Origin of the sequence: Mobilicoccus sp. (genome assembly GCF_032060985.1) — a bacterium.
Lineage (GTDB): Bacteria > Actinomycetota > Actinomycetes > Actinomycetales > Dermatophilaceae > Mobilicoccus.
Genome location: NZ_DAMBGD010000019.1, coordinates 28,116 through 43,390 on the forward strand (window position 1 = coordinate 28,116; position 15,275 = coordinate 43,390).

Here is a 15,275-nt window from a genome sequence, read left to right on the forward strand (position 1 = left end):
CCTCGCGGAGGCTGAGGGCGACGAGGAAGCCGGATCGAACAGCGCTTCCGAGCCGACCGTACTGACCACGGAACGAGGGCCCGGCCGCGACAGCGGCCGGGCCCTCGCCCGTCCCCACGCCCTGCCATCTCGAGGTTCGCGCGCCCCCAGTCGTCGCCGAGAAGAGGGTGCGCCTTCGAGTGGACCATGATGGCGAGGGCGACGTCGTCGAACCACACGTCGGGGGTGATGAGTCGACGCCCTGTCAGTGTCCGCAGAACAGGGTTGAGCCAGGCACGTGGCAGGCGGGGGAGCGTCGCAGCACCCTGTGAGGTCGCCCTCCGCGACGGACCAGGCGCCTGCCTCGGCGATCTCGAGCGCCCGCCGGGCTCGGCCGGTTCCCGGGGCGCGTCCGTGGCGTCACAGCTCGCGGGCACGTGCGTCGGATCAGGAGGCACCGTTGACACGAGTCGATGACGACAGCCTCGGCGGCTCGGTCATCCTGCGTCCACCGCGCCGTGTCGATGACCGTGCGGGCCAGTGAGGTGAGGGCGAGTCCTCCGATGTTCCGCGGGCTCGCCTCTGCCATCTCGGGTGTGGGGGGCGGGCGGAGGGCGGGGGCGTCAGGTCGGGATCGAGGGGCCCTGTCCGGTGTCACCCTGCTCGGCGGGGCGGGCCGGCCCCTCGACCTCCCAGCCGGCGGCGCGGAGGCGTTCCCCGACGCGGTGCATCTCCTCAGGGCTCGGGACCTCGTCGGTGCGCGAGAGGATGCCGACGCCGATGTCGACGCGGTCGGCGGGGATGAGGTCCTTGTCGATGAGTTCACGTCCGAGGTCGGTGATCTCCTCGTCGGTGAGGCGGCGGCGCAGCAGGGCGATGAGGGGGACGTAGTCCGCTTCGGGCACACCGGTCGGGTAGCCCGCGCGGAGCCAGCCGAGAAATCGGTCGAGGGCGCCCATCCAGCACTCCTTGGTCTGCCGAGAACCGTCTTTCAGTATCGCTGGGAGGCGACCTGTCGGCTCGTCGGGGTCGCTCAGTCCACTCCGGGCTCGGAGTCCCCGGCGTGCGGCCCGGCGAGGGGCCAACCACCGGCGGCGAGGTGTGCGGCCACCCGCCGGACGTCCTCATCACTCGGGGCGCCCTTGACGTGCTCATGGATGCGGGCACGGATCAGGTCCTCGTCGACGTCCCGGCCGTCGGTCTGGGCGAGGAGGGCGCGGGCGACGTGGACGACCTCGTCGTCGGTGAGGTGTCGCTGCAGCACGCCGAGGAGCGCGATGTAGTCCTGTTGGGGCACACCCCGCGGGTAGCCGGCGCGCAGCCAGTCGAGGATCGCCGACGCGGAGAAGCGCACGGTCAGTGCCCCTTGGGCGCGAAGGTCGGGTACACGTGCTCGAAGCTGACCTTCATGCCGAGCCCGGAGGACACGATGATCGCGATCCCCGTGAGGATGAACGCGAGCACGAGCGCGAAGATCAGATAGCCGACGACCTTGCCCACGGGGTGGCCCTCCGGCATCCCGACCTCGGCGTCGCCGCCGACCCCGTAGGCCATCGCCCTGATGCCGACCGCGAACAGCGCGGGCAGTCCGGCGCCCACGAGGATCGACACGGCCGCGACCTTCCAGACCGCGTCGGCGAACAGACCCGCCATGATCAGACCTCCTGGGGGTGCGCCGACGCCGAGTGCGTCTGCGCCGACGTGGTGGTGGGGGGTGCGGCGTCCGTACCGACGGGAACGGACGCGGCGGAGCCGGCGGGTGCCGGGGCGAGGCGCCCCTCCCAGTCGGCGTTGACGTTGCTGTGGTCGACCGGTGCCTGGCGCGAGCGGTGCCACATGAAGAACGACAGGGCGAGCAGGATGCCGAAGACGACGAGCGCGCCGACCGCGCCGCCGATCGTGTGGCCGATCCACCACATGAGCGCGCCGACGACCCCCGCCGAGGGGAGGGTGATGAGCCACGCGGCGACCATGCGCCCCGCCACGCCCCAACGCACCTGCGCCCCCGGGCGGCCGAGGCCGGTGCCGAGGATCGAGCCGGTGGCGACGTGGGTGGTCGAGAGCGCGAACCCGAGGTGGCTGGAGGTGAGGATGACCGCCGCCGAGGCGGACTCGGCGGCCATGCCCTGCGGGCTGGAGATCTCGACGAGTCCCTTGCCGAGGGTGCGGATGATGCGCCAGCCGCCGATCCAGGTGCCGAGCGCGATGGCGAGCGCGCAGGACACCTTGACCCAGAGCGGGATGCTCCCGGTGTCGGTCCACGCCCCGGAGGCGATGAGGGCAAGGGTGATGACACCCATGGTCTTCTGGGCGTCGTTGGTGCCGTGGGCGAGGGAGACGAGCGACGCGGTGCCGATCTGGCCCCAGCGGAACCCGCGCTCCTTGTACCTCTCGGCGACCCCGCCGGTGATCCGGAAGACCAGCCACGTGCCGACCGCCGCGGCGAGGCCGGCGATGACCGGGGACACGAGTGCGGGGAGGACGACCTTGCCGAGGACGCCGTCGAGCTTGGTGCCGTCGCCCGCCCAGTTGACGCTCGACCACCCGAGCCCGGCCGCGGTGGCGCCGATGAGGCCGCCGAACAGCGCGTGCGACGAGCTCGAGGGGAGACCGAGCAGCCAGGTGAGGAGGTTCCACACGATCCCGCCGACGAGACCGCACAGCACGATCATGAGCAGGGCCTGCCCGCCGTCGGCGAGGAATTCGGGTCTCGGCGCCCCGGTCTTGTCCTGCACCCGGACCACCGCGTTGGTCACCGTGAGTGCGACCTCGACGGAGAGGAACGCGCCGACGAGGTTGAGGATGGCCGACAGAGCCACGGCGGTCTTGGGTCTCAACGCGCCGGTCGCGATGGACGTCGCCATCGCGTTCCCGGTGTCGTGGAAGCCGTTGGTGAAGTCGAAGGCCAATGCGGCGATCACCACGAGGGCGACGAGAAGAAGCGCTACGTCCACGCCTGTCATTGTGGACCCCCGGTCCGACACCTCCGTGCCCGGGAGGGAGGGGGAGGACGTCCGGGGGCCTCGAAGTCCAGCATCGACCTGCATGTTTGCCGGGAGTTCATGCGGCGTTGGTGCACCGTCTACTCAACGCGCTCTGGAAATTCATGCCCGAGGCCCTCGTCGCGGTTCTCGGACGACGCCCGGATCCCGACGCACGACCCCGCGTCGCCCCCACGGCACGGCGATCCGCCGGGAGATGCGCCTCATGACGTCGCAGCGACGCCCCTTCATCCGGTGAGGTGCGCCGTGACCACGGACCGGCCGGCCGACGGCCGCGCCGCGGGGCCCCGATACCGTGAGCCGGTGATGTCACGACGCGACAGGGTGATGGCCGGCTTGGTCGCCCTCATCTGGGGGGTCAACTTCGTGGCCGCCCAATTCGGGATGGATTCCTTTCCGCCGCTCCTGCTGGCCGCCCTCCGATTCACGTTGGTCGCGATCCCCGCCGTCTTCTTCGTCCGCCCACCGGGCAACGGCCTGCGGACGGTCGTCGGCGCCGGCCTGACCATGGGCGTCCTGCAGTTCGGTCTCCTGTACTCCGCCATGCACTTCGGCATGCCCGCCGGCCTCGCCTCCCTCGTGCTTCAGGTGCAGACCGTCTTCACGGTCGTCATCGCGGCCGTCCTGCTGCGGGAGCGGCCGACGGCCTACCAGGTGACGGGGATCCTCATCGGCATCGGCGGGATGGTGCTCGTCGGGTGGCGCCACATGAGCACCGCGCCCGCGCTGCCGTTCCTCATGACCGTCGCGGCCGCCGCCTCCTGGGCGCTCGGCAACGTCCTCGTGCGGCGTCGGCCCCCGCGGGACGGCTTCTCCCTCGTCGTGTGGTCAGCGCTCGTCCCGCCGATCCCGCTGTTCCTCGGCTCCTATCTCCTCGAGGGCCCTGAGGCCATCGCCCACGCGTTCACCCACGTCACGCCCATGGCCCTGCTCGGGCTCGGCTTCATCACCTACCTCGCCTCGATGGCCGGCTACGGCATCTGGAACGCCCTGCTCTCCCGGCACGCCGCGTCGTCGGTCGCCCCCTGGTCGATGCTCGTGCCGCCGATCGGCATGGTCGCGGCGTACGCCTACAGCGGCGAGATCCCCGGGCTCCTCGGGCTGATCGGTGGTGGGGTCGTCATCCTCGGCGTCCTCATGGCCCTCGGCGTCGGCACAGGGTGGGGCCGGACGCACGACCGGCCCCGTCAGCGACCGGCTGCGGAGCCGCCGGGTCTCTGAGGCTCGTCGGGCCGAGGGCGCCTTGGTCGGGTCCTGCGGCGGGTCGAGCATGAACGACCGAGCCCCCGACATGTCGTCGGGGGCGCGGTCGTGTTCGGGGTGGGGTCAGGGTTTGCGGGCCAGCGTGACCTTGACGTCCTGACGGCTCCCGTCGCGGACGATCGTCAGGGTCGTCGGGGTGCCCACCTCGCGGGCGCGTACCTGCGCGGTGAGGGAGAGCGCGGAATCGACCGCCGCACCGTCGATCGCGATGACCGCGTCCCCGGCCTGAAGCCCGCCCTCGGCGGCGGCAGTGCCCGGGAGGACCTTCGCCACACCGGCGGCGCGGCGCGTGGTCGACCCCTCGGTCGCCATCGCGTTGCGCAGTTGCACACCGAGGTAGGGGTGCGCCACGACCTGCTTCTCGATGAGCTGGTTGGCGACCGACTGCGCCTCGGTGACGGGGATGGCGAAGCCGATGCCGATGTTCCCCGACTGGCCACCGTTGCCCTCACCCATCGACGCGATGGCGGAGTTGATGCCGACGAGCTTGCCGGAGGCGTCGACGAGGGCACCGCCGGAGTTGCCTGGGTTGATCGCGGCGCTCGTCTGGATGGCGTTGGTGACGACGGGCTCGCCGCCCTCGCCGCTTCGACCGGCCTGACTCTCCTGCGCGGTGACGACGGGGCGGTTGAGTGCGCTGACGATGCCGGTGGTCACGGTCCCGGAGAGACCGAGCGGGTTGCCGATCGCCATGACGGGTTGACCGACCTGCAGGGCGCGGTCGTCGCCGGGGGTGATGTTGCGGAGGTCGTCCGGGGCGTTCTGCAGGGCGATGACCGCGAGGTCGGTGGCGGCGTCGCTGCCGACGACGCGGGCCTTGAACACCCGCTTGTCGGCGAGGGTCACGAGGATGTCGGCGCCGCGGCCACCGGCGGCGATGACGTGGTTGTTGGTGAGGACGTGGCCCTTGCGGTCGTAGATGACGCCCGAGCCCTCGCCGCCGGAGTTGCCGGCCTCGACGGTGATCGACACGACGCTGGGGGAGACGGCAGCGGCCGTGGCCGACCAATCGGGAGCCGACGCGTCGGCCTGTGCGACGGGAGCGTTCGGGGCCTGCTCGCCCTGAGGGAGCCCGCCGCTCTGGGCGAGGCTCGAGGGGGCCCGCTCGTCGCGGATGAACGTGGTCATCGAGGCCGCGCCGAGGGCCAGCACGATGAGGGCGACGAGCGCGAGCACGAGCCATCCGCTCCTCCGGCGGCGCGGTGGCGTGCTCGGGTAGGTACTCGGTGCGGAGCCCGCGCCCTGGGCGCCGGGGGCCGCCCACGGGGAGGGCGGTGTGTGCGGCGCTCCCCCCGCGGAGTGGTCGTCGTGCCACGTGGGCTCCGGCGACGACCCGCTGGGGGGTCCGGTGGGTGGGGTGGTGCTCATGGCGTCTCCTCAGGGGGATCGGCAGGGTCGACGGGGTCGGGCAGGTCGGAGAGATCGAAGGGGTCGGCGACGTCTGCCGAGGTGGACGCGGGGAGGTCGACGAGGAACGTCGCGCCCCCGCCGGGGGTGGCGGCGACTCCGGTGCGGCCGCCATGGGCCTGGACGATCGCCGCGACGATCGCGAGGCCGAGTCCGTGTCCGCCCGCGGGACGGCGGCCACGCGCCGGGTCGGTGCGGTAGAAGCGCTCGAACAGGTGGGGCATGGCCTCGGGGTCGACGCCGGGGCCGTCGTCGATGACCTCGACTCGGCAGCGGCCGGCCTCGGTGCCCACGAGGACGGTCACCGACGTGCCCTCGGGGGTGTGGTGAAGCGCGTTGGCGACGAGGTTCGTGACGACCTGGCGGAGCTTGGCGTCGTCGCCGTCGACGACGACCGGCCCGAGGGGGCGCCCGGCGATCCCCGCGAGACGCAGGGTGTGGGTGGACGTGCGGGCGCGGGCGTCCTGCACGACGTCGCCCGCGATGACCGTGAGGTCGACGGGTTCGAACAGCATGGGTCGCCGGTTGTCGAGGCGCGCGAGGGTGAGCAGGTCCTCGACGAGGTCGCTCATGCGGGTCGCCTCCCCCTCGATCCGTTGCATGGACGAGGCGACGGCCTCGGGGGAGGTGGCCGCGCCCTGCCGGTACAGCTCGGCGTAGCCGCGGATCGTCGCGAGGGGCGTGCGCAACTCGTGGCTCGCGTCGGTGACGAACCGCCGCATGCGGGTCTCGGAGGCCTGCCGGTCGGCGAACGAGGCCTCGATCTGGCTGAGCATCACGTTGATCGAGCGGGACAGACTCGCGACCTCGTCGTGCGCGGCGTGCTCGGGCACGCGGGAGGTGAGGTCACCGTCGGCGATGGCCGCGGCCGTGTCCTCGATGGCGCGCAGCGGCCGGAACGCCCGCCGGAACCCGAGCCACCCGACGACGACGCAGGCCGACACCACGAGCAGCCCGATGACGGTGCTGACGACGAGCATCCGGCGCACGGTCTCCTCGACACCCTCGAGGGACGCGGCGACGGCGTACGTGCCCGTACCGTTCGCGAGCGGCCCCGAGGTGACCCGCCACTCCCCGCCACCGTCGACGGAGCCGACGGTGAACGTCGTGTGCGTGATGACACGGGGGTCGTCGCGCGACAGGCGCGGCACGTCGGGGCGCTCGCTGCCCATCGGCCAGAACGCGGCCTCGGGGGAGCCGTCGGCCCGCATGACGACGACCGCGTACGAACGGGGGATGTCGACGCTGCTGCGGTAGCGGTACTGCTCGAGGACCTTGTCGGCCACCGGGCCGGCGGCGATGTGCAGCTCGGCGTCGGTGCGGTCGAGCAGGTAGCTGCGCATGAGGACGCCGGTCGCGACGTTCGAGAGCGTGAGGGCGAGGACGAGCAGGACGACGAGCACCGCGATGAGTCGCCACGTGAGCGACCACCGGCGCAGGCCGTCGACGATCCGGGCGCGCACGCCCCGCCTGGCCGGGGCCGACGCCGTGGTCGGGGTGGCGGGGGGTGCGGGCGTCGTGGGGCTCATCGCCGCCCGCTCACGTGGTCTCCGGAGGAAGACGCAGGACGTACCCGACACCCCGTCGGGTGTGGATGAGCGCCGGGGCGTCCGGACGGTCGATCTTGCGCCGGAGGTAGGAGATGTAGGACTCGACGATGCCGGCCTCACCGCGGAAGTCGTAGTCCCACACGTGGTCGAGGATCTGCGCCTTGCTCAGCACCCGGTTGGGGTTGAGCAGCAGGTAGCGGAGCAGCTTGAACTCGGTGGGGGAGACGTCGATGACGCGGGTGCCACGGCGCACCTCGTGGGAGTCCTCGTTGAGTTCGAGGTCGTGGAAGCGCAGGACCGCGTCCTGCGGCTCGTCGCCGCGCGTCCGTCGCAGCACGGCGCGGATGCGGGCGATGACCTCCTCGAGGCTGAACGGCTTGGTGACGTAGTCGTCGCCGCCGACCGTGAGCCCGGTCACCTTGTCCTCGAGGGAGTCCCGCGCCGTGACGAACACGACAGGCATGTGGCGCCCGGTCTCCCGCAGGCGGCGGGTCACGGCGAAACCGTCCATGTCGGGCAGCATCACGTCGAGGACGATGAGGTCGGGCTGTTCGGAGGTGGCGACCGAGATCGCCGAGGCGCCGTCACCGGCGGTGAAGACCTCGAACCCGGCGAAACGCAGCGACGTCGCCAGGAGTTCGCGGATGTTCGGTTCGTCCTCGACGACGAGGAGTCGGGCTTCGGGGGTCGACGGAGTACTCACGAAACCCAGGATGAGCGGCGAGGCTGAATGTTCGCTGAACGATTGCCGGACGGGTGACGTCCAGGGTGCGCGACCCCGGAGCGACGAGATCCACGTGGCCACCGACGGACATTCACGTCCTGAGCGCACTACAGTCCGACACACCGATGACAAGGGGGTCGGTCCATGGCCACGGCAGGTGCAGACATACCGAAGCTCACCCGACGGCGATTCACCCAGCTCGGTCTCGGCGCACTCGCGGGGCTCGCGCTACCCGGTGTCAGCGCCTGCAGCACGCCGAGCTCGGACGCCGTCAACAAGCAGCTCGTCCACGGGGCGACGGGCGGCGGACTCAAGGACAGCCTCGACCCGCACTTCCCGGTGACGATCCCGGACATCGCGCGGGTGCGGCAGCTGTACGAGTCGCTCTACCGGTTCACCCCGGACTACCAGATCGAGCCCGCGTTGGCCGAGGAGATCTCGCCCAACGCCGACGGGACGCAGTGGACGATCCGGTTGCGTCCCGGGCTCCGCTTCCACGACGGGCGGCCGGTGCGGGCGCAGGACGTCCGGGCGAGCCTCTCCCGCATGCTCGACCCCGAGAACCCCGCGCCGTTCCTCGCCGAGCTGGCGCCGATCGCCGATCTGCAGAGCAGCCGCGTCCTCGACGGCCGCACCTACCGGCTCGTCCTCAAGGAGCCGTACGCGATCCTCGATCAGATGTTCGCGAACTACTCCGTCGGCATCGTCCCGGAGGACTTCGACCTCGCCCGGCCGATCGGCACGGGGCCCTTCCGGTACGAGTCGTTCGTCCCCGGGCAACGCAGTCGGTTCCTCCGCAACGAGCATTACTGGGGTGAGGCCAAGCCGCAGTTCGACGAACTCGTCATCCTCGACTTCACCGACGACGCCGCCAAGGTCAACGCGTTGCTGGCCGGTCAGGTCCAGACGATCGACAACCTGCCGACCTACCTCGCCGGGGCCATCGAGAAGCAGGGCGGGCACACCCTCGTCTCCGAGACCGGAGGCTGGGTGCCGTTCACCATGCGCGTCGACACCACACCGTTCACCGACGTGCGGGTCCGCACCGCGATGCGTCTCATCGCCGATCGCCAGGAGATGATCGATCAGGCCCTCGGCGGCTACGGCCGTCTCGCCAACGATCTCTACGCGCCGTTCGATCCCGCCTACATCGGTCACGACGTACCGCAGCGCGAGCAGGACATCGACCAGGCCAGGTCGTTGCTCAAGGCCGCGGGCGCCGAGGACCTCCAGGTCGAACTCGTCACCTCGACCGCCGTCGGCACCGGCGGCGTCGAGAGCGCCAACCTCTTCGCCCAGCAGGCCCGTAAGGCCGGGGTCCGGGTGCGGGTCAAGAAGGTCGACCCCAGCGTCTTCTACGGCGACCAGTACCTCTCGTGGGTGTTCGCCCAGGACTTCTGGAACACCCGGCTCTACCTGCCGCAGGTCGCGAGCTGTGCCCTGCCCAACTCGCCCTACAACGAGACCCACTTCGAGGACGAGAAGTTCATCGGGCTCATCAGGTCGGCCTTCCGCGAGCTGGACGAGACGCGTCGGCGCACCCTCCTGCAGGACGCCCAACAGATCGAGTACGAGAAGGGCGGCTATCTGATCTGGGCGTTCCAGAACCAGGTCGACGCGTACGGCCCGTTCGTCACCGGCGTCACGCCGGCCCGAGAACAGCCCGTCTCCGCCTACCGCTTCAACACCTTCTCGCCCGTGGAGCAACGATGAGCGACACCGGAGCCCGTCTCACCCCCAGAACCGGACCGATCCCCGTGACCTCGGCCGCGGACACGAGCACCTCCCGCCCCCGCTCCGCGCGCCGCGGGTGGGCCAAGTGGCTGCTGCGCCGAGTCGGTCTCGCGATCATCACGCTGTGGGTCGTCTCCCTCATCGTGTTCTTCGCGACCTCCGCGCTCGGCGACCCCGTCCGCGCCATCCTCGGCAAGGACTACAACGTCAGCCCGGAGCGGGTCGCCGCGATCTCCGCCGCCCTGCACCTCGACCAGCCGCTGTGGCAGCGCTACCTCACCTGGCTGGGCGGCCTGCTGCGGGGTGACCTCGGCGAATCCGTCGCGAGCGGTCTGCCGGTCACCGAGCTCATCGGCGGCCGGGTCTTCAACAGCGCCTTCCTCGTGTTCCTCGTCGCGCTCTTCATGATCCCGCTGTCGCTGCTCATCGCGATGCTCTGCGCGCGGCGCCGGGGCTCGGCGGTCGACCAGGTCGTCCAGGTCGTCACCCTCGCACTCGCCGGCGTGCCGGAGTTCGTCACCGGCATCCTGCTCGTCGCGCTCCTGTCGACGACGGTCTTCCAGTTGCTCCCCGCGGTCACGGTGCTGCCGGTCGGCGCCCTCGCCTGGCAGAGCCCGGTCAGTCTCGTGCTTCCCGTCCTCACCCTCGTCGTCGCGATCGTGCCCTACCTCGTCCGCATCCTGCGCTCGACGATGCTCGAGGCGATGGACTCCGACTACGCCGAACTCGCCCGCCTCAAGGGCGTCCCGGAGGGACGCGTGCTCCGCCGTCACGTCCTGCCCAACACGATCGTGCCGACCGTGCAGGTCACCGCGCTGCAGCTCGGATGGCTGGTCGGCGGCATCGTCCTCATCGAGTACCTGTTCAACTACCCGGGGATCGGAGCGATGCTCGTGGACTCGGTGCGCAACTCCGACTTCCCGATGGTCCAGGCGCTCACGATGATCATCGCCGCCGCGTACGTCGTCGTGAACCTCGTCGCCGACGTGCTCTCGATCCTCCTCCTGCCCCGCGCACGGACGGGGATGGCGGCATGAGCGAGCGAATCCAGCGGATGCTCCGCGACCCGCGCATCCTCATCGGCGCCCTGCTCACCCTCGCGGTCGTGCTCCTCGCCCTCTTCGGGCCCTGGATCGCGCCCTACGGGGAGCAGCAGATCGTCGGGCGGCCGTTCACGCACGACGGTGCGTTCCTCGGCACCGACTACCTCGGCCAGGACGTGTGGAGCCGCGTGCTCTACGGCGGCCGGTCCGTGCTCCTCATCTCCCTGGTCGCGACGCTCCTCGGCGTCGTCGTCGGCACCCTCGCGGGCGTCATCGCCGCCTACGCGGGCGGATGGCTGGACGAGGTCGTCATGCGGGCCGGCGACGTCCTGCTCGCCTTCCCGCAGATCCTCCTCGCGCTCGTCGTCCTGTCCGCGGTGGAGCAGCCGACGTGGTGGATGATCGCGCTCCTCGTCGCCCTCGCGCACATCCCCCGAGTGGCCCGGGTCGCCCGAGGCGTCGCGCTCACGTACGTCTCCCGTGACTTCGTCGCCGCCGCCGAGGCCATGGGCGAGTCACGACTCCGCATCGCCGTCACCGAACTGGGCCCCAACCTCGTGGTGCCGCTGCTCGCCGAGGCCGGTCTGCGCCTCACGTACTCCATCGGCATGGTCGCGGGCATCGGCTTCCTCGGCTTCGCCACCGACCCCGGCGCCGCCGACTGGGGGCAGATGACGAACGAGAACAGGCTCGCCCTCCTCGTCCAGCCCTGGGGCGTGCTCGCGCCCGTCATCCTCATCGCCGTGTTCACGATCGGCACGAACCTCATCGCCGACGGCCTCGGCGACCACGCCGCGAAGGGGACGTCCTCATGACCACGATCGACGCCACTACCTCCCGCCCTCCGTCGGAGGCCCCCGTCTGCACCGTGCGCGGACTCACCGTGGGACTCACCTCCGGGGCCGACGTCGTCGACCAGGTCGACCTCACCCTCGTGCCCGGCGAGATCGTCGGACTCGTCGGCGAGTCCGGCTCGGGCAAGACGACGGCCGGCACCGCCCTGCTCGGCTTCGCCCGTGCCGGTGCCCGCCTCACCGACGGTGACGTGGAGGTCGCCGGCCACGAGATCCGCGCGATGGACGACGACGACGTCCGCCGTATCCGCGGCGTCGACATCGGGTACGTGCCGCAGGACCCGAGCTCCGCGCTGAACCCGGCGCACCGCATCGGCGTCCAGCTGCGCGAACTGCTCGACATGCACGAGATCGGATCGGCGGAGGAGCGCGAGGCGTCCATCCGACAGATCCTCCCCGAGGTCGGCCTCCCCGCCGACGACGAGTTCCTGCGGCGCTACCCCCACCAGCTCTCCGGGGGCCAGGTGCAGCGCGTCGCGCTCGCGATGGTCTTCCTGCCGCGACCCAAGGTCCTCGTCCTCGACGAGCCGACGACGGGTCTCGACGTCACCACGCAGGGCATGGTGCTGCGCACGCTGCAGGAGCTGTGCGACAGGTACTCCGTCGCGGCGCTCTACGTCACCCACGACCTCGCCGTCGTCTCGCGGATCGCGAACGAGGTCGCCGTCATGTATGCCGGACGGATCGTCGAGCACGGGACGACGCGGTCGATCTTCGCGCGACCCTCGCACCCCTACACCCGGGCGCTCCTGCGGGCGATCCCGCGGCTGCATGCGCCGGTCGAACTCGACGGCATCCCCGGCCGGACCCCACCCCCCGGGTCGCGGCCCTCCGGATGCCGGTTCCACGACCGGTGTGAGTTCGCCACGGAGGAGTGCGCGGCGAGCGAGCCGCCGCCGTACGAGATCGGCCCCGACCACGTCGCGGCCTGCTTCCACACCGACACCCTCCCCGCGTGGGACCCCGACGACCGCGTCGTCCGCGACACGGATCCCGACGCCCACCGCGAGGTCGTCCTCTCGATCGAGGGCCTGAACGTGTACTACGGAGGCGCGCACGTCGTCCACGACGTGAGCTTCGACGTCGCGGTGCGTGAGGTCGTCGCGCTCGTCGGCGAGTCCGGTTCGGGCAAGACGACGATCTCCCGTTCCCTCGGCGGCCTGCACGACCAGTGGGACGGGACGATCACCTACCGCGGTGACCGACTCGCCACCGGCGCCCGCAAGCGCACGCAGAAGCAGCGGCAGAAGATCCAATACGTCTTCCAGAACCCCTACGGCTCACTCAACCCGCGCCGCACGGTGGAGCAGATCCTCCGGCGCCCGCTCGCCCTGTTCGGCATCGCGAAGGGCGCGGAGGCGCGCGACCGGGTCGTGCGGTTGCTGGACTCGGTGCAGCTGCGTGACGCGACGATGGGCAAGCGCGCCGGGGGTCTCTCCGGCGGTGAGCGTCAGCGCGTGGCCATCGCCCGTGCGCTGGCCGCCCAGCCCGAGGTGCTCGTCTGCGACGAGATCACCTCGGCGCTGGACGTGTCCATCCAGGCGGCGATCGTCGACCTGCTCACCCGCATCAAGAACGAGCACGGCCTCGCGATGGTCTTCGTCACCCACGACCTCGCGCTCGTGCGTTCCATCGCCGACCGGGTGCTCGTCCTCCACCAGGGGCGGGTCGTCGAATCCGGGCTCACCGCCGAGGTCCTCGACCACCCCCGGGAGGAGTACACGAGGGCGCTGCTCGCCGACACCCCGACCCTCGACGTCGACCGCAGCCCGGGCGGGAGCCCCGCATCCGCAGCGGGGGACGGCGGGGGATCGACGGCCGTGGGTGCCGCCACGCGGACCGGCGATGCGAGGGCACCCCAGGCCGGCCCCACCGGCGGGCCGGGGTCCGAGCAGGGTGCGCCGCCCGGTCGCCGCAGCGGCGCGCGGCTCAGCCGGTGGTGGCGACGAGTGCGGCGATCCGACTGATCCCGTCCTCCAGCGCGGCGGCGAACTCCTCGATGTCGCCGTCGCGCTTCGGGCCGTGGATGAGGACGAACTCGTACTCACCGGTGCTGCGACGGGAGTAATCGACGCCGATGCCGCCGTCGGTCGTGGGCGCGAAGATGTACCGCACGATCCGGTCGTCGGTGCCGAGCGACGTCGTCGAGAGGAAGTCGGTGGTGAGCCGACGGTAGGCCGCGTCCTCGAACAACGCGGTCGAGAGCCCGAGCTCGCCGGCCATGACGCGCAGGCCGAGCAGGTGGCGGTCGACACCCTCTCCCTTCTTGCACTGGATGATCCGCCGCTTGTGCGCGGCGAAGGCGGCGTCGAGCTGCCCGGGCGTCGCGGCGTCCGCCACCATCGCCTGCGCGAGCGTCACGGCCTCGGGGGTCACCGGGCGCATCGCCTCGGTGCGTCCGGCCTGGAACTCGCGCATGTCGACGGACTCGTACGTGCTGCGCACCCGCCCGTACGTGCGGAGCTGGGCGTAGAGGATCGCCAGCTGCTGCACGGCGTCCGCGGAGATCCTGCGTCCACCGCCGTCGATGATCGGGCCACGCACGACCCGCAGCCGCACGTGGGCCGCCTCCTCCTCGTACACGGCCACGTCCGCGGCGAGGCGGGCGCGCTGGTCGTCGGTGAGGGTCCACGTGAGGGGCTCGGGGCCCCCGACGCCCGCCTCGTGAGGGGAGTCCGCCTCACCGGACCCGGCGGCGGCCTCGTCGATCTCGTCCCGGGGGGTGTCGGGGTCGTCGGGGAGTTCCTGCGCGAGTCCGATCGCGGTCTGCAGCGTGCCGCCGTCCGCGACGGTGTGCTCGATGTGCATGCCCGCGTAGCGGTCGGCGAGGCAGGCGAGGTAACCCACCGGCTTGAACGGCCACGTGCGGCCGTAGGTGAAGGCGGTGTCGAGGGCGTGTTCCTCTGGCGTCGCCGCGTCGTCGAGCAGCGTGAACACGAAGAACGCGCGCAGCAGCCGGTCGTAGGTGTCGGCGTTGTGGGAGTCGGCGAGGAGCTCGCGCTCGTACGCCGCCGCCTCGACGCTGCCGAGGTAGGACCAGGCGGAGAACGGCGTCTCCTCGCCCTCGCCCCAGCCGGTGGCGGGTGCGTCGGCCGTCGTCGCCAGGACGCGCTCGAACGCCGTGCGGAGCGCGGACAGGGGGATGACGTCTCCGTGCTCGTCGCTCACGGGCACCGCGAACGCACGGCCGCGGTGGAGCACGACGATCTCGCGGCGGGCCGGGTCCTCGGGCCCGGGGACGATCTCGTCGATCTCCGCGCCCGGGCGACGCATGCCGCCCGCGAGGTAACTCCACTGGCGCATGCACAACGCCTCCCCGCGGGGGGAGGTCTGCGGTTCGATCTCACCGCGGGTGTGGTGCAGGTGGATGCGGGCCAGACGGTGGGCGAGCCGGGTCGCGCGGTTCAGACCCTCGTCCTCCTCCGGCCACGCGAGCTCGAACCCGACGTTGCTCGTGAGCGTGAGGGGAGTGCGGCTCGCGAGATAGGCCGCGTACCAGAGGTCGGTGAGCCAACTCGTGCCGTCGCCGTTCGCCGCCTCGGCGTTGCGCTCCAACGCCTCCTGCAGTCGTGGGCCGTCGCCGGCCTCGAACTCCGCGCAGATCTCGGCCGTGCGCGCGGCCTCGTGCTCCTCCAGCAGGGGGGAGACGACCTCTTGATAACGGGCGAGGGTCTGCGCCAGCGGCGGGACCGGCAGGTACGTCATGTGGGGGCTTTCTC

General features: G+C 71.5%; 13 protein-coding genes. 5 read left to right on the forward strand and 8 right to left on the reverse strand.

Annotated features, from left to right (window positions below):
* Positions 1 to 602: 602 nt before the first annotated feature.
* The 4 genes from RT054_RS13750 to RT054_RS13765 all read right to left on the reverse strand — a co-directional run bounded on the left by RT054_RS13750 (position 603) and on the right by RT054_RS13765 (position 2,933).
* The gene (locus RT054_RS13750) at positions 603 to 938 is read right to left on the reverse strand and encodes a DUF3349 domain-containing protein (protein ID WP_313024586.1); all 336 of its coding nucleotides are present in this window, start codon (positions 936 to 938) and stop codon (positions 603 to 605) included.
* Positions 939 to 1,012: 74 nt separating this feature from the next.
* On the reverse strand, positions 1,013 to 1,333 hold the full coding sequence (locus RT054_RS13755; protein WP_312717774.1) for a DUF3349 domain-containing protein: 321 nt from the start codon (positions 1,331 to 1,333) through the stop codon (positions 1,013 to 1,015).
* Positions 1,334 to 1,335: 2 nt separating this feature from the next.
* Positions 1,336 to 1,632, reverse strand: coding sequence for a hypothetical protein (locus tag RT054_RS13760; protein ID WP_312717775.1), 297 nt, complete (start codon positions 1,630 to 1,632; stop codon positions 1,336 to 1,338).
* Positions 1,633 to 1,634: 2 nt separating this feature from the next.
* Positions 1,635 to 2,933: an inorganic phosphate transporter gene (locus RT054_RS13765; RefSeq protein WP_313024590.1), complete on the reverse strand. Its 1,299-nt coding sequence runs from the start codon at positions 2,931 to 2,933 to the stop codon at positions 1,635 to 1,637.
* A 354-nt stretch (positions 2,934 to 3,287) separates the two neighbouring features.
* On the opposite strand from RT054_RS13765, the gene RT054_RS13770 reads away from it, so the two are divergent.
* Positions 3,288 to 4,202, forward strand: a complete 915-nt coding sequence (locus tag RT054_RS13770; protein WP_313024716.1) for an EamA family transporter — start codon at positions 3,288 to 3,290, stop codon at positions 4,200 to 4,202.
* Between the two features lie 105 nt (positions 4,203 to 4,307).
* Here RT054_RS13770 and RT054_RS13775 read toward each other — a convergent pair whose 3' ends face one another.
* From RT054_RS13775 to RT054_RS13785, 3 genes are read right to left on the reverse strand one after another with little or no spacing between them, the layout of a single operon-like run.
* Positions 4,308 to 5,612, reverse strand: a complete 1,305-nt coding sequence (locus RT054_RS13775; protein ID WP_313024592.1) for a trypsin-like peptidase domain-containing protein — start codon at positions 5,610 to 5,612, stop codon at positions 4,308 to 4,310.
* Entirely contained in the window at positions 5,609 to 7,180 is a 1,572-nt protein-coding gene (locus RT054_RS13780; protein WP_312717782.1) for a HAMP domain-containing sensor histidine kinase, read from the reverse strand. Before RT054_RS13780 ends, RT054_RS13775 begins: the two co-directional genes overlap by 4 nt.
* Positions 7,181 to 7,190: 10 nt before the next feature.
* Complete coding sequence (locus RT054_RS13785) at positions 7,191 to 7,904, reverse strand: response regulator transcription factor (RefSeq protein ID WP_312717784.1); 714 nt, start codon at positions 7,902 to 7,904, stop codon at positions 7,191 to 7,193.
* Between the two features lie 165 nt (positions 7,905 to 8,069).
* Here RT054_RS13785 and RT054_RS13790 point away from each other — a divergent pair, with 165 nt between their 5' ends.
* From RT054_RS13790 to RT054_RS13805, 4 genes are read left to right on the forward strand one after another with little or no spacing between them, the layout of a single operon-like run.
* The gene (locus RT054_RS13790; protein ID WP_313024596.1) at positions 8,070 to 9,638 is read left to right on the forward strand and encodes an ABC transporter substrate-binding protein; all 1,569 of its coding nucleotides are present in this window, start codon (positions 8,070 to 8,072) and stop codon (positions 9,636 to 9,638) included.
* Complete coding sequence (locus RT054_RS13795; protein WP_313024600.1) at positions 9,635 to 10,696, forward strand: ABC transporter permease; 1,062 nt, start codon at positions 9,635 to 9,637, stop codon at positions 10,694 to 10,696. The genes RT054_RS13790 and RT054_RS13795 overlap by 4 nt, the downstream gene beginning before the upstream one ends.
* Entirely contained in the window at positions 10,693 to 11,517 is an 825-nt protein-coding gene (locus tag RT054_RS13800; protein WP_312717790.1) for an ABC transporter permease, read from the forward strand. Before RT054_RS13795 ends, RT054_RS13800 begins: the two co-directional genes overlap by 4 nt.
* Entirely contained in the window at positions 11,514 to 13,523 is a 2,010-nt protein-coding gene (locus RT054_RS13805) for an ABC transporter ATP-binding protein (protein ID WP_313024603.1), read from the forward strand. The genes RT054_RS13800 and RT054_RS13805 overlap by 4 nt, the downstream gene beginning before the upstream one ends.
* On the opposite strand, the gene RT054_RS13810 is transcribed toward RT054_RS13805, so the two are convergent.
* Positions 13,486 to 15,261 (reverse strand): choline/carnitine O-acyltransferase, encoded by a 1,776-nt coding sequence (locus tag RT054_RS13810; protein WP_313024606.1) that lies wholly within the window; start codon positions 15,259 to 15,261, stop codon positions 13,486 to 13,488. The two genes, RT054_RS13805 and RT054_RS13810, sit on opposite strands and share 38 nt — an antisense overlap.
* Positions 15,262 to 15,275: the final 14 nt, after the last annotated feature.

Coding starts and splice junctions, on each gene's coding strand:
- RT054_RS13770 (WP_313024716.1), top strand. CDS start 3,288: ATGTCACGACGCGACAGGGTGATGGCCGGCTTGGTCGCCCTCATCTGG.
- RT054_RS13750 (WP_313024586.1), bottom strand. CDS start 938: ATGGGCGCCCTCGACCGATTTCTCGGCTGGCTCCGCGCGGGCTACCCG.
- RT054_RS13790 (WP_313024596.1), top strand. CDS start 8,070: ATGGCCACGGCAGGTGCAGACATACCGAAGCTCACCCGACGGCGATTC.
- RT054_RS13800 (WP_312717790.1), top strand. CDS start 10,693: ATGAGCGAGCGAATCCAGCGGATGCTCCGCGACCCGCGCATCCTCATC.
- RT054_RS13775 (WP_313024592.1), bottom strand. CDS start 5,612: ATGAGCACCACCCCACCCACCGGACCCCCCAGCGGGTCGTCGCCGGAG.
- RT054_RS13805 (WP_313024603.1), top strand. CDS start 11,514: ATGACCACGATCGACGCCACTACCTCCCGCCCTCCGTCGGAGGCCCCC.
- RT054_RS13795 (WP_313024600.1), top strand. CDS start 9,635: ATGAGCGACACCGGAGCCCGTCTCACCCCCAGAACCGGACCGATCCCC.
- RT054_RS13760 (WP_312717775.1), bottom strand. CDS start 1,632: ATGGCGGGTCTGTTCGCCGACGCGGTCTGGAAGGTCGCGGCCGTGTCG.
- RT054_RS13780 (WP_312717782.1), bottom strand. CDS start 7,180: ATGAGCCCCACGACGCCCGCACCCCCCGCCACCCCGACCACGGCGTCG.
- RT054_RS13810 (WP_313024606.1), bottom strand. CDS start 15,261: ATGACGTACCTGCCGGTCCCGCCGCTGGCGCAGACCCTCGCCCGTTAT.